General features: G+C 66.2%; 13 protein-coding genes. 10 read left to right on the top strand and 3 right to left on the bottom strand.

Annotated elements, in window-relative coordinates; all coding sequences use genetic code 11:
• Positions 1-2 precede the first annotated feature (2 nt).
• From BLS81_RS04190 to BLS81_RS04165, 6 genes are all read left to right on the top strand, one after another.
• Positions 3-2,111, top strand: coding sequence for a penicillin acylase family protein (locus tag BLS81_RS04190; protein WP_093221037.1), 2,109 nt, complete (start codon positions 3-5; stop codon positions 2,109-2,111).
• Positions 2,112-2,134: 23 nt separating this feature from the next.
• A complete protein-coding gene (locus BLS81_RS04185; protein WP_093221034.1) occupies positions 2,135-2,605 on the top strand; it encodes a hypothetical protein in 471 nt (156 codons plus the stop codon).
• Positions 2,602-3,861: a dipeptidase gene (locus BLS81_RS04180; RefSeq protein ID WP_093221032.1), complete on the top strand. Its 1,260-nt coding sequence runs from the start codon at positions 2,602-2,604 to the stop codon at positions 3,859-3,861. Before BLS81_RS04185 ends, BLS81_RS04180 begins: the two co-directional genes overlap by 4 nt.
• Before the next feature lie 38 nt (positions 3,862-3,899).
• Positions 3,900-5,432 (top strand): CRTAC1 family protein, encoded by a 1,533-nt coding sequence (locus BLS81_RS04175; protein WP_093221029.1) that lies wholly within the window; start codon positions 3,900-3,902, stop codon positions 5,430-5,432.
• A gap of 182 nt (positions 5,433-5,614) precedes the next feature.
• Positions 5,615-5,974: a type II toxin-antitoxin system Phd/YefM family antitoxin gene (locus tag BLS81_RS04170; RefSeq protein ID WP_256326051.1), complete on the top strand. Its 360-nt coding sequence runs from the start codon at positions 5,615-5,617 to the stop codon at positions 5,972-5,974.
• Positions 5,971-6,354: a type II toxin-antitoxin system VapC family toxin gene (locus BLS81_RS04165; RefSeq protein ID WP_093221026.1), complete on the top strand. Its 384-nt coding sequence runs from the start codon at positions 5,971-5,973 to the stop codon at positions 6,352-6,354. The genes BLS81_RS04170 and BLS81_RS04165 overlap by 4 nt, the downstream gene beginning before the upstream one ends.
• 78 nt (positions 6,355-6,432) lie before the next feature.
• On the opposite strand, the gene BLS81_RS04160 is transcribed toward BLS81_RS04165, so the two are convergent.
• On the bottom strand, positions 6,433-7,263 hold the full coding sequence (locus BLS81_RS04160; protein ID WP_093221024.1) for an oxidoreductase: 831 nt from the start codon (positions 7,261-7,263) through the stop codon (positions 6,433-6,435).
• A gap of 289 nt (positions 7,264-7,552) precedes the next feature.
• Here BLS81_RS04160 and BLS81_RS04155 point away from each other — a divergent pair, with 289 nt between their 5' ends.
• Genes BLS81_RS04155 through BLS81_RS04140 form a run of 4 tightly spaced genes read left to right on the top strand, consistent with a single transcriptional unit; the run spans position 7,553 to position 11,935 of the window.
• Positions 7,553-8,608, top strand: a complete 1,056-nt coding sequence (locus BLS81_RS04155; RefSeq protein WP_093221827.1) for an LLM class flavin-dependent oxidoreductase — start codon at positions 7,553-7,555, stop codon at positions 8,606-8,608.
• The gene (locus BLS81_RS04150) at positions 8,601-9,245 is read left to right on the top strand and encodes a cysteine hydrolase family protein (RefSeq protein ID WP_093221021.1); all 645 of its coding nucleotides are present in this window, start codon (positions 8,601-8,603) and stop codon (positions 9,243-9,245) included. Before BLS81_RS04155 ends, BLS81_RS04150 begins: the two co-directional genes overlap by 8 nt.
• Before the next feature lie 56 nt (positions 9,246-9,301).
• Positions 9,302-10,645 carry an amidohydrolase family protein gene (locus BLS81_RS04145; RefSeq protein WP_093221825.1) on the top strand — a complete coding sequence of 448 codons (1,344 nt, stop codon included), beginning with the start codon at positions 9,302-9,304 and terminating at the stop codon, positions 10,643-10,645.
• Between the two features lie 45 nt (positions 10,646-10,690).
• Positions 10,691-11,935, top strand: a complete 1,245-nt coding sequence (locus tag BLS81_RS04140; RefSeq protein ID WP_093221019.1) for an MFS transporter — start codon at positions 10,691-10,693, stop codon at positions 11,933-11,935.
• Between the two features lie 63 nt (positions 11,936-11,998).
• On the opposite strand, the gene BLS81_RS04135 is transcribed toward BLS81_RS04140, so the two are convergent.
• Positions 11,999-12,850, bottom strand: a complete 852-nt coding sequence (locus tag BLS81_RS04135; protein WP_093221823.1) for a TauD/TfdA dioxygenase family protein — start codon at positions 12,848-12,850, stop codon at positions 11,999-12,001.
• 4 nt (positions 12,851-12,854) lie between these two features.
• Positions 12,855-13,793, bottom strand: coding sequence for a ribokinase (locus BLS81_RS04130; protein ID WP_093221016.1), 939 nt, complete (start codon positions 13,791-13,793; stop codon positions 12,855-12,857).
• Between the last annotated feature and the right edge of the window lie 42 nt (positions 13,794-13,835).

The following is a 13,835-nucleotide window of genomic DNA, read 5'->3' as shown; positions in this document are numbered from 1 at the left end:
CGATGCGGAAAATGCTCTTGAGCCTGGCGTTGGCCGGCGTCGCGCTGGGCGCGGCCTCGGCGCCGCTGCAATCGAAGACGGCCACGCCGGCGTGGGCGGGGGGTGAGATCCTGTGGGACAGCTTTGGCGTGCCGCACATCTACGCCAAGACCGAGGCGGGCACCTTCTACGGCTTCGGCTACGCGCAGGCGCAGAGCCACGGCGATCTGCTGCTTCATATGTATGGCGAATCGCGGGGCCGGGCGGCGGAATATTGGGGCGCCAGCTTCGAAAGCCAGGACAAGTGGATCGTCGCCAACGACGTGCCGAGCCGCTCGATCACCTGGTACAAGGCGCAGACCCCGCAGATGCGCGCCGATCTCGACGCGTTCGCCGCCGGGATCAACGCCTATGCCGCCGCGCATCCCGACAAGATCGACCCGGCGGTGAAGGTCGTCCTGCCGATCACCGGGCTGGATGTCATCCAGCACGCGCACCGGCTGATGAACTATCTCTACATCGCCTCCGACAAGCGCGTCCTCGTCAGCCCCGCCGTCAACGAGGCGGGCGGGTCGAACGCCTGGGCGGTCGCGCCGGCGCGCTCGGCGAGCGGGCATACGATGCTGCTCGCCAACCCGCATCTGCCCTGGGCGCCGAGCCTGCTCACCTATTACGAGGCGCAGATGACCGGCCCGGGGATCAGCATCTACGGCGCCACGCAGGTCGGGCTGCCGGTGCTGCGCTTCGGGTTCAACAACGATCTCGGCTTCACCAACACCGTCAACACGATCTCGGGCTACACGAGCTACATCCTGAAGCTCGCCGATGGCGGCTATACGTTCGACGGCAAGGTGTTGCCGTTCAAGACGGTCGAGAAAAGCTACAAGGTCAAGCAGCCCGACGGCACGCTCAAGACGGTGAGCTTCACGCAGCGCTATACGGTGCAGGGGCCGGTGTTCGATCTGCCCGACGGCAAGACGACGATCGCGCTCAAAGTGGCCGGGCTCGACCGGCCCGGCGTGCTCCAGCAATATCTCGACATGGGCAAGGCGCACACTTGGGCGCAGTTCGAGGCGGCGCTCAAGACGCTGCAGGTGCCGATGTTCAATATCGTCTATGGTGATCGCGCCGGTAACATCCTGTATCTCGACAACGGCATCCTGCCCAAGCACCCCGACGGAGGCGATTTCGCGCACTGGAGCCACCCGGTGCCCGGCGATACCTCGGCGACGCTGTGGAAGGATGTCCATCCGTATGCGGACATGCCGAAGGTGTTCAACCCGGCGGGCGGATTCGTCCAGAACACCAACGATCCCCCCTGGGTCTCGACCTGGCCGCGCGTGCTCGATCCCAAGAAGTACCCGGCCTATGTCGCCGTCGTCGGACCGATGAGCCAGCGCTCGCAAATGTCGAACCGGCTGCTCGCCGGCACCAACACGATCCGCTTCGACGATTTCGTCGCCAAGAAGGTGACGACCACCGCGCTGATGGCGGACCGGATGCTGCCCGATCTGCTCAAGGCCGCATCGACCAGCGACGATCCCGACATCAAACAGGCGGTCGCGGTGCTGTCGGCCTGGGATCACCGCGACGAGCCGGACGCGCGCGGCGCGTTGCTGTTCGAGACCTGGGCGCTGATCTTCGCGCCCAACAACTTCACCAGCCAGGCGAATTATGCGGAGAAGTGGACGCTCGACAATCCGCTGGAGACCCCGCGCGGTCTGAAAGACCCCGCCGCCGCGGTGGCGATGCTCAAGCAGGCGGTCGCCAAGACGAAGCAACTCTACGGCGCGATCGATCGCCCCTATGGCGACGTCTCGCGCTTCCACATCGGCGACGTCAATTTGCCGGCGAATGGCGGCATGGGCAACACCGGCATCTTCCGCACCATCACCTGGGGGCCGATGAAGAACGGCGAGCGCACGCCCGTCGCCGGGGAAACCTGGGTGTCGATGGTCGAATTCGGCACGCCGATGAAGGCGGTCGGCATGATGAGCTACGGCAACAGCAGTCAGCCGGGTTCGAAGCATGCCAGCGACCAGTTGAAGTTCCTCGCCAGCAAGACGTTCCGCACGCTGTGGATCAACCGCGCGGACGTGGAGAAGAACCTCGAAGCGACCGATCGTTTCTAATCTCTCAGGACAGGACCCAACCCATGAAGATGCTCTTTGCGCCGTTACTGCTTGCCGCCGCGATCACCTCGCCGGCGTTCGCCGCCGATCACAGCGGCACGTATCATTCGGTCGAGTCGAAAAGCTTCTGGAGCAACGGGGAATTCCCCAAGGGGTTCAGCCTGACGATCGATCTGAAGTTCAGCCCCAACACACTCGAATACCACGCCGTCAACGACACGGTGAAGGGCAAGCCGCCGTACAAGAACGATTTCGTCGCCACGCTCGACGATCAGGTTGGGCCGCTCAACGACAATGCGCGCTTCAACCAGATCCGCATCAAGACGCTTGGGCCGAACACCTACCAGGTGCTCGAGCAGAAGGATGGCGACGTGATCGTCGGGCAATATTGGGAATTTTCGAAAGACGGTAAATCGCTGGTGCGCTGGGGCGTGGGCAAGGCGCCGGATGGCAAGTCCAAGGCGTTCCTGGAATGGTTCGAGAAGGTGAAATGAGACGGCGCTCCCGCCGCACGGCGGCGTCGCTGGCCGGTGCCGCGTTGATGCTGGGCGGCGCCGCGACCGGATCGGCGAAGGCGTCCGACCCGGCGCGGGCGGTGCACGAGGCGCTGATCGTGCTCGACACGCATTTCGACACGCCCGCCAACCTCGGCCGTCCCGGCTGGAGCATCATGGATCGGCACGCCACCGTGACCGATGGCGACCAGGTCGATTACCCGCGCATGGTCGATGGCGGCGTCGATGGCGGCTTCTTCGCGATCTATACGCCGTCCGGCCCGCGCACGCCCGAGGGCGACCGGGCCGCGCGCGATTTCGGCATCCAGCGCGCGGTGCAAATTCGCGAGATGGCGGCGAAGCACAGCGACGTGTTCAGTCTGGCGCTCACCGCCGATGACGCGGCGAAGGCGGTGGCGGCGCGCAAGCGCTTCGTGTTCCTGAGCATGGAGAACGGCTATCCGTTCGAGGGCGACCTGACGCTGATGCACACCTTCCGCGCGCTCGGTGTGACGATGATGAGCCCGGTCCACTTCAAGAACAACGATCTCGCCGACAGCGCGACCGACACCCCCGAGTGGCACGGCCTGTCGCCCAAGGGGAAGCAGTTCATCGCCGAAGCCAATCGGCTCGGCGTCGTCATCGACGTGTCGCATGCCTCGGACGAGGTGCTGCGCCAAGCGGTAGCACTCTCGAAAGCGCCGATCATCCTGTCGCATTCGGGGATGCGCGCGATCCACGACCATCCGCGCAACGTCTCCGACGCGGATGCCAAGCTGGTCGCTGCGAAGGGCGGCGTCATCCAGATCAACGCCTATAGCGCCTATATGGTCGCCGCGCCCGCGCCGGACCCGGCGCGCGATGCCGCGATGAAGGCGCTGATGGCCGGCTTCATGCGGATGGACAGTATGAGCGTGGCGGACAAGCGCGCGCTGATGGCGCAGCGCAAGGCGTTCGAGGCGCGCTATCCCGCGCCGCGCGCGACGTTCGAGATGTTCATGGCGCATCTGCTCCATGCGATCCGGCTGGTCGGGATCGACCATGTCGGGATCAGCGGCGATTTCGATGGGGGCGGCGGAATCGACGGCCTCGACGACATCACCGATTATCCCAAGGTGACGGCGGCGTTGCTGGAGGCGGGCTACACGCCGGCGGACGTCGGCAAGGTCTGGGGCGGTAACGCGCTGCGCGTACTGCGTCAGGCGCAGGCGCTCGCCGATCCGGTGGCGGTGCCGAAGATTCCCGTTACCAACTGATCGAAGTGGCATCCGGCATAAGGCGAGGGGAGCACAGGATGGGCAAGACATGGACACGCGCGCGGATCGGCTGCGCGGCGGCGGCGATCGCGGCGGCTTTCGTCGGCGTGCATGCGATCGCGGCGGCGCCAGCCGATCAGCCGCCGCCATTTTCCGAGCGGCAGCCCGAGACGTTTCACGTGCCGGGCTCGCTTTCCAACGCCTGGGCGGATTTTGATCGCGACGGCGATCTCGATCTCGCGGTTTCGCTCAAGAGCGGCGAGATCCGGCTGTACCGCAACGATGCCGGCACGCTCGTCGATGTCGGTGCTGCGGTCGGCCTACCGCGCGCGGCACCCAAGCAGGAGGCGCGCGGGCTGAGCTGGGGCGATTACGACGGTGACGGCTACCCCGATCTGCTGGTCGGCTCGTCGGTGCCGACGGGTGCGAGCATGCTGTTCCACAATCTCGCGGGCAAGCGTTTCGTCGATGTCGCGCCCACCGTCGGGCTGACCATGCCCGGCCGTTCGTCGCGCCAGAACACTTGGGTCGACTATGACAATGACGGCGACCTCGATCTCTACGCGACCGACCGGATCGGCGCGAACCGGCTCTACCGCAACGACGGCGGACGGTTCGTCGATGCCTTCCCCGGCGCAGGCCCGACCGACGCGCGCTCGACCGTCGGCGCGTGCTGGTTCGATTATAACAAGGACGGCTATCTCGATCTGTTCCTCGCCAACCAGTCGGGCAAGACCGACGCGCTGTGGCGCAATGACGGCGGCAAGGGCTTCACCGATGTCGCGCCGGCGCTCGGCATGGCGATGCCCGGCCGCACCAAGGAAGAGGGCGGCGTCGGCTGCGCGATCGGCGATTTCGACAATGACGGCAATCTCGACATCTTCGTCCCCAATTACGGCCGCAACGTGCTGTGGCACAACAATGGCGATGGCACCTTCACCAACGTCGCCGATCAGATGGGCGTCGGGGTCGAGAACCATGCGGTCGGCGCGTCATGGGGCGATTACGACAATGACGGCTATATCGACCTGATGGTGATGTCGTATCACGGCGAACCCGGACAGCAGCAGCCGGCCGACGCCTTGTTCCACAATCTGAAGGGCAAGGGCTTCGTCAACGTGCTCAAACCCGGCGATCTGCTCAGCGCGGGGGACCACGGTGTCGAATGGATCGACTACGATCGCGACGGCGCGCTCGATCTGTCGATCACGCGTGGCTACAGCCCGGTCGGCGGCCATTATCTGTTCCACAACGATCTGCCGCGCGCGGCGGCGCGGCGCAGCCTGAACGTGCTCGTGCTGGGCGCGAATGGCCGATACAACCAGCAGGGCGCCGAAGTGCGGCTCTACGATGCGGCGGGCAAGCTCCTCGGTGCCGCGCAGGTCTCGACCGGCGGTGGCTATGGCGTGCAGAATGAACAGCCGGTGCATTTCGGGCTGGCGAAGCTTGCACCCGTCACGGTCGAAGTTGTGTTTATGAGCCGGAAAGGGCCTACCACGCAGCGTATCGTCGGGGTGGACCCGCGCAAATACTTTCGCGGTGATCTTGTGATTAAGCGCCAGGATTTGTGATAATATTTCAACGACGTGACGCAAGCATGCGAAAATTCTGAAGTCGGCCCCGCTGATGAACGAGCGGCAGTTTTGCAGAGTGAGGCAGGAAAGCCGAATGGCGCGTTTTGGTCGTCTGCTGCCGGTGACGAAGACCCAGAAGGGGCCTGTCAGCGGAGCTTAGGCGCCCCGGGAGCGGACTCTTGTTCAAGCACTTTGCGCCCGTCGTCGTAAGTACGGGCGCAAGGCCGGTCATTGATTTGGACTATCAGATGGTCTATCCTGACAGAACAGGAGTTATGATCATGGAAGTTTCTGTAAGTGAAGCGAAGGGGCAACTGACGGACCTCGTTCGCCGCGCGGAGGCAGGCGATGAGATCGTGCTCACACGACACGGTCGTGCCGCCGTGCGATTGGTGCCCGTAGCGCAAAAACGCACCGCGGCCGATCGCCGCGCCCTTCTGGAGGCGGTACGACACAGCGCCGCGAGCCACGTCACACCAGGGCCGAGCGCTGCCCATAGCCAGGACGAGTTGTACGGTGAAGACGGGCTGCCGCAGTGATTGTAGTCGACACCTCGGCGCTGATGGCAGTCCTGCTGGACGAGCCTGCAGCGGCAGACTGCATGGACGCGCTTTCGACCGCGGAAGCCCTGTCGATGTCGGCGGGGACCGTTGCGGAAGCGCTAATCGTCGCAGACCGCCGCGGGTGCGGCCAAGAGATGCGCCGCCTGCTTGACGGCTTGGGCATCAACATCTCCCCCGTCACTCCCGCGATGGCCCGTCAGGTTGCAGACGCCTATGGTAGATGGGGCAAAGGTATCAACCCAGCCGGCCTCAACTTCGGCGATTGTTTCGCTTACGCACTTGCAAACGAGATGGCGGCGCCACTCCTGTTCGTCGGTGATGATTTCTCAGCGACTGATCTGGCGCGAGCTGCTTGAGGAGCCAATAGGCGACACTCGCGGGCTCTTTCGCCTTACCAACTTCGGCCAGAAGTTCATGTACTGCCAAGCGCCCCGTCAGCGCGGCACGGCGACCGAGGTGGTGAGGCCGACCCACCGCTCCAGCTCACCGCCGAGCATCGCGAACTCGCGTTGCGCGTAGCCCAGGGCATCGGTGCCGAGCAGCAGCACCAAAGGCGGCTCGGGTGCGGCGAGGGCGGTCAGGATCGCGTGCGCGATCAGATCGGGGTCGCTTGGCTCCTCGCCGTAATGGCCCAAGAGCACTTCGCGCGCCAAGTGCGCGGTCTCGGCATAATCGGCGATCGTCGGATCGGCGCCGCACAGTCGCGTCGCGGCGAACTCGGTGCGCATCCCGCCCGGCGCGACGTTCGTAACCTTGATGCCGAGCGGCCCCACCTCCTGCGCCAGCGTGCGGCCGATACAGTCGAGCGCGAATTTGGACGCGCCATAGAGTCCGGTGCCGTGCCAGCACGCCAATCCGCTGATCGAACCGATGTTGACGATATGCCCGGCGCGGCGCGCGCGCAGGTGCGGGAGCGCCGCCTGGATCACCGCGAGCGGCCCCCAGACGTTCACGTCGAACAACGCCTTGGCATCGGCGATGGGGGTCTCCTCGATCGCGCCGGTATAGCCGAGGCCGGCGTTGTTGACGACGATGTCGAGGCCGCCGGTGCGCCGTTCGGCGTCGTTCACGGCCACGGCGATGGCATCGAGATCGGTCACGTCGAGCGGCAGTCCGGTCGCGCGACCGGGCGCGAGCGCCTCGAACGCGGCCAGCGCATCGGCCGAGCGCGCCGTCCCCACGACCGCGTCGCCGGTAGCGAGCGCCGCCTTTGCGAGCGCCCTGCCGAGCCCCGTGCTCACGCCCGTGATGAACCAGTTCCGCATACGCGCCGCCCCCTTCTTGTCTGCCCTTGCCACGGTACCGCGCGCGGGGCCGCCGCATCTTGCCCCGCCACGCCCCAAGGCTTGATCCCGACGTGTATCTCGCCGACCTATCGATCGCGGCGTGGGCGAGACAACAGCATGGGCGTGCAGCGACAAGAACCGCGGCGCATCCCATCATACCTTGCCACGGCGACGCGATGAGCAGGGGACTAGAGTGTCAAAGACGTATCCACGGCCCGCAACCTTCGGTTTGCCCTCGGACAGCGGCGGGCGGGATCTCGGCATCTTCATGCCGATGGCCAATGGCGGCTGGATTCTGTCGTCCAACGCCCCGCCGCTCGACGGCTCCTACGATTACAACCTGGCGGCGGCGCGGCTGGCCGACGAGATCGGCCTCGACTTCATCATGGCGATGGCGAAATACCGCGGCTACGGCGGCCGGACCGAACATTGGCGCCATACGCTCGATTCGCCGATGATGATGGCGGCGCTCGCGCAGGCGACCAGCCGGGTGAAGGTATGGGCGACCGTCCACACCCTGCTCCAGAACCCCGCCGTCACCGCGAAGATGATCGCGACGCTCGACCAGATCAGCCACGGCCGCGCCGGGCTGAACGTCGTCACCGGCGCCTATAAGGGCGAGTTCGCGCAGATGGGCGCCTGGCCCGAGGGCGTTGATCATGACGAACGCTATGTGCTCGCGACCGAATGGATTCAGGCGATCAAGGCGCTGTGGAACGAGGATTCGGTCACGCAGCACGGCAAGTATTTCACGCTTGAGGATTGCATGTCCGATCCCAAGCCCAAGACGCCGCCGTTCCTGGTGTGCGCGGGCACGTCAAAGGCCGGCGTGCGTTTCACCGCGCAGGAGATGGACGCGCTGTTCCTTTCGGGCGGCGATGTCGCGCAACTCGCCAAGGCCAGCGCCGACGCCAAGGCCGGCGCGGCGGAGCTTGGCGAGACGATCCGCACCTATTCGATGATGACGATCGTGTTCGGCGAGACCGACGAAGCCGCCGCGGCCACCGCCGAGCATTTCCGCGCCGGGCTCGACGAAGAGGCGCTGTACGGCATGATGCGGGCCTATGGTTTCCTCGATGCGGAGATCGGCAAGGAGAATGCATTCGTTCAGAAGGCGCGCTCCACCTTCATGACGCCGCACGTGATGGGTACCCCCGAGACGGTGATCGCGCGGTTGAGCGAAATCTTCGAGAAGACCTCGCTCGACGGGTTGATGCTGATCTTCCCCGATTACCTCACCGCGCTGCCGATCTTCGGCGAAAAGGTGCTGCCGGTGCTGCGCGAACGCTTCCCGGCGAAGGTGATGGAAGCGGCCGATGCCTGACACCGCCCTGCCGCACGTCACCGACCTGGGCGACATGATCGCGCCCGCGCGCACCGCCCTCATCGTCGTCGATGTTCAGGTCGATTTCGCCTCCAAAGACGGATTGATCGGCCGCTACGGCACCGACATGAGCCCGGCCGAAAACGCGATCGACCGGATCGAAGCGCTGATCGCGGCGGCGCGCCGCGCTGGCGCGACGGTCGGCTTCATGCGGGTGATGACGCGGCCGGAAACCGATTCGAACGCGCTGAAGACATGGATGGCGCGCAAGGGGACGCCGGGCGACGCCGGGATCTGCCGTGTCGGCGGCGGCGGCGAGGCGTATTACCGCGTCCAGCCCGAACCCGGCGATATCGAGGTTGAAAAGCTCGTCTATTCGAGTTTCCACGGCACCGATTTCGAGCAGAAATTGCGCGCGCGCGGCATCGATACGCTGGTGTTGACCGGGCTGACCACGGACTGCTGCGTCGACTCGACCGCCCGCGACGCGTTCCATCGCGATTTCCACACCTTCGTCGTGTCGGACGCCTGCGCCAGCTTCGAGCCGGATGTGCATAGCGGCGCGCTCAAGGCGCTGGCGAGCCACACCTCGCTGCTGGTGACGACCGACGCCGTGGTCGCGGCCTGGCTGGCGTGAGCGACCCGCACGCCACGCCCGTCGATCTGCTCATCCGGGGCGGCTGGGTCGTCACGATGGATGCCGAACGCCGCATCTACCGCGATGGCGCGGTCGCGGTGGTCGGCGACCGCATCCACGCGGTCGGCCCGAGCGCCGAGGTGGCGGCGGCGGTGTCGCCGCGCGAGACGATCGACGGATCGCGCTTCGTGCTGACGCCGGGCTTCGTCAATTGCCACGTCCACATCACCGGCGAGCCGATCACGCGCGGCGCGGTGCCCGACGATGCCGATTGGGAAACCAACGTGCTCGGCTGGCTGATCCCGACCTATCAGGCGCAGACCCCGCAGGAGGAACGGCTGTCGGCGCGCTTCGCCGCGCTCGAGATGCTGCGCACCGGCACCACCTGTTTCATCGAGGCGGGCACGATTCTCGATCTCGACGCGGTCTATGATGGCCTCGCCGAAACCGGCATCCGTGGCCGGATCGGGCGCTGGACGCAGGATCGCGCCTTCGCGCCGCATGAAAATCAGGCCGCGCTCACCCGCGCCGCGATCGCGGGGCTTCATAGCGAGGTCGAACGCTATCCGTGCCACGGCGATCCCTTGCTCGCCGCCTGGCCCGCGCTGGTCGGCCATTCGCTCGCGACCGACGATCTGTGGCGCGCCGCGACCGCGCTCGCGCATGAATTCGGCGCTGGCGTCACCGCGCATATGAGTCCCGATCCCGCCGATCCCGACTTCTATCTCGCCACCACGGGCAAGCGCCCGATCGCCCACCTCGCCGATATCGGCGCGCTCGGCCCGCATCTCTCGCTGACGCACGCGATCTATCTCGACGTGCACGAGGTCGATTTGCTCGCGCAGAGCGGCACGCACGTCACGCATTGCCCGATGACGGCGATGAAGGGCGCCTATGGGGCCAGCCACTCGGGGCTGTTCCCCGAAATGGCGGCGGCGGGCGTGCCGATCCAGCTCGGCACCGACGGCAACAACAACGGCAATTCCGCCGACATGATGCGGGCGATGTTCGTCACCGCCGGGCTGTTCAAGGATTCGCGCCGCGATGGCAGCCTGTTCTCGGCCTATGACGTCCTCGAATGCGCGACGCTCAACGGCGCCGCCGGAGCGCGGATGAGCCACCTGATCGGTTCGCTCGAACCCGGCAAGAAAGCCGATTTCGTCGCGCACGATCGCGACCGGCCGGAGTGGACGCCGCTGCTCAACGTCGTCAACCAGCTCGTCTGGTCGGCGGACGGGCGTGGCGTGCACAGCGTCTGGGTGGACGGCCGGCGGGTCGTCGAAGACTATCGCGCGGCGCTGATCGACGAGGCCGAACTGCTCGCCGAGGTCGAAGCGACCGCCCCCGCCCTGCTCGCGCGAGCGGGCAAGACCGTTCCAAGCGCATGGCCGGTGCTGTGATGCGCCGATCCTTCCTTCTTCGACCCGCTGTGAAAGGCGCCAGGCATGAGTAGCAAGCCGATCAACTACGCCGTTCTGCTGATCCTCAGCCTGCTCTATTTCCTGCTGACCGCAGGCACCTTCAACTCGCTGGGCATGGTGTTGCCGGCGATGGTCAAGGATTTCGGCATGAGCTGGGCGCAAGCCGGGTTCGGCTTCACCTTGCTCGGGGTGGCGTGCGGCCTCCTCAGCCTCGCGCCCGCCTATACCGTCCGCAAGCTCGGCGTGGCGCGGACCATGCTCGCCGGTACGGCGGTGTTGCTGGCCGGGTTCGGGTTGCTGTACCTCGCGACCGGCGTCGCCGCTTATTATCTCGGCACGACGCTACTGGGCGTGGGGTTCTGCTTCTGCGGCACCGTGCCGGCGGTGCATGTGCTCTCCAGCATCTTCAACCGCCGCTCGACCGCGCTGGGCGTGTATTTCACGATCGGCAACCTCGGCGCGGTGTTCGGCCCGCTGCTCTATTACGTGTCGCAATCCGCCGGCCTGTCGTGGCGGCTGTACTGGCTGATGCTTGGGCTGGGCGCGGTGGTGATCGGTGGACTGTCTGTCCTTATCACCAGCCGGCTCGCCATCGCGCGACCGACTGCGGAGCAAAGCGCCGAGCCGGCGCCCGCGTCCTCCGGCTGGAAAGTCCGCGATGCGCTCGCAACGCCGCAATTCTGGGTGGTGATCTTCGCCTATACCGCGTGCCTCGCGATCAACACCACGACGCACAGCTTCGCCTATCAGCATCTGCTCGAGCACGGCTTGGCGGCGGATCAGGCGACCCAGTTCATCAGCCTGTCGGCATTGGTCTGCGCGATCGGCTCGGCGCTTGCCGGCGTGATCGGCGAGAAGACCTCGCCGCGCGTGCTGACAATGTTCTCGCTCGGCACGCTCGCGCTTTCGGCGGCGACATTGGCGCTGGCCAACGGCTCAGGCGTGCTGGTCGTCTGGCTGCTGGCGTTCGGCGGGGGCCTCGGCTTCAGCTATGTCAGCACGATCATGCTGCTTCAGGAATATTTCGGCCGTCGCGCCGCGCTGGAGCTGTATTCGATCATGACCGCGGTTTCGACCTCCGCCGCGCTCGGACCGGCCTTGGGCGGCATGGTCCGCGATCAGACCGGCAGTTTCTCGGGCATCTTCTATGCGCTGGCAGGCGTGAGCCTGGTCCTGTTCGCGCTGGTCGCGATGCTGCGCAAGCCGCAGCCGCGCGGCGTAACCGCGCATCTCGCCGGGTTCGGCGCCGCCGAACCGCTGGAGGGCTGAAACGAAAGAGGGCAGCCGGATCGTGCCGGCTGCCCTCCTTTGAGCGACGCGCGATCGCGTACGTTATTCGGGAACCTCGCCCTTGACCTGGATGCGGTAACCCGACCGCACCTGCGGGAAATAGTCCCAGATCGCCATGTGCTGGCTGCAGCGATTGTCCCAGACCGCGATCGCGTGGGGGCGCCAGGTGAAGCGGCACTGGAACATCGGGTTCTGGACATGCTCGTTGAGGAAGGCGAGCAGCGCGTCACTCTCGCGCTCGGACAGGCCTTCGATCCGCGTCGTGTAGCTGCGGTTGACGTAGAGCGCCTTGCGCCCCGTCACCGGGTGCGTGCGCACCACCGGATGCGACGAGCGTGGCAGCGCCATGCCCTCGGGCACGATATCGCCGAACGCCTTTACGCCGTCATGGACCGCGCGCAGCCCGGCGATCCGCGCCTTCATCCCCTCGGACAGCGCATCATAGGCGGCGTACATGCTCGAAAACACCGTGTCGCCGCCGAGCGTGGGCAATGTGTGGAGGTACAGGATCGATCCCATCGGCGGAGCGGGATCGCAGCTCATATCCGAATGCCAGTCCTCGCCGGCGACGAAGGTGGAGTTGGCGTCGGCGTGCATTTTGGTGATCTCGGGATAGCCCGGCACCTGCCACGGCACCGTGCTGGGCGCGACATGCGCCTCGCCGAACACCGCCGCGAGCCGGCGATGCGCGTCGAAATCGATCGGTTGATCGTGGAAGAAGATCACCAGATGCTCGGCGAGGACACGGCGAAGCTCATCGGCGACATCTTCGCCAAACGGCATGGTCAGGTCCACTCCGCCCACCACCGCGCCGATCGTCGGATTGAGCGGTGCCACGCTGATGTGCCGATAGCGCGTGGCGGCGTGCGGGTGTTCCTGCAAGGCAATGTCCATCATTTCATCTCCCACCATCCAAATGCTTGATCGCGGCGCCGAGCAGCGCCGCCACTTCGGCGCGCTTCGGCATCGATGGCGCGGCGCCGTGCCGGCCGACCGCGATCGACGCGGCGGCGTTGGCCAGACGCAACGCCTGTTCCGGCGCGGTTCCCTGGTCGATGCATGCCGCCACGACGCCGCAGAAGCAGTCGCCCGCGCCGCTGGTGTCGATCACCGTCTCCGCCGGAAACGCCGGTGCGAAGACCGAGCGCTCGGCCCAGACCATCGCCGATCCGATCGCGCCGAGCGTGACGATGACCGCCTGGTCGGGACGGGTGAGCAGGCGGCGGGCGACCAGTACGTCGTCGATACTCGCCGGCTCGCGATCGAGCGCCAGATAATCGGCGAACTCGGTCTGATTGAAGATCAGCACGTCGGCCAGATCGAACAGTGCCGCGCCCGCTGGTATCGCCGGCGCGGCGTTGAGGATCTTGCACAACGACGCGGTCGCTGGGTTCGCGAACATCGCCGCGCCCGCATCCACGTCGGTCTCCAACTGGACCAGCAGCACCCGGCTGTCGCGATCGAGCGCGGCCAGTCCGGTCTCGGCGCGCGCATGCGCGTTCGCGGCCGTTTCGACCACGATCATGTTGTCGCCCGCCGGTTCGATCAGGATCGTGGCGCGTCCGCTGCCGACCCCGTCGAGCATCTCGACATTCGCGATATCGACACCCTCGGCCGCCAACGCGGCGCACAGCATCTCGCCCGCCGCGTCTCTGCCCACCGCGCCCGCCATCCGCGTCGATGACCCGAAGCGCGCGGCGGCGATCGCCTGGTTCAGTCCCTTGCCGCCGACCGCCTGCGCGCTCTCATCGACCAGCAGGGTCTGCCCCCAGGCCGCCCTTGCCGGCAAGCGCAGGGCGATATCGAGATTGAGAGAGCCGAACACCGTGACGCTCATGCGAAGCCCTTCGAGGCAATGGGATCATTCCCGGTCGCCATC

Source organism: Sphingomonas sp. NFR15, assembly GCF_900103265.1.
GTDB classification, from domain to species: Bacteria; Pseudomonadota; Alphaproteobacteria; order Sphingomonadales; family Sphingomonadaceae; genus Sphingomonas; species Sphingomonas pollutisoli.
The sequence above is the reverse complement of the archived record's forward strand: the minus strand, read 5'-3'. Positions and strand labels throughout refer to the sequence as shown.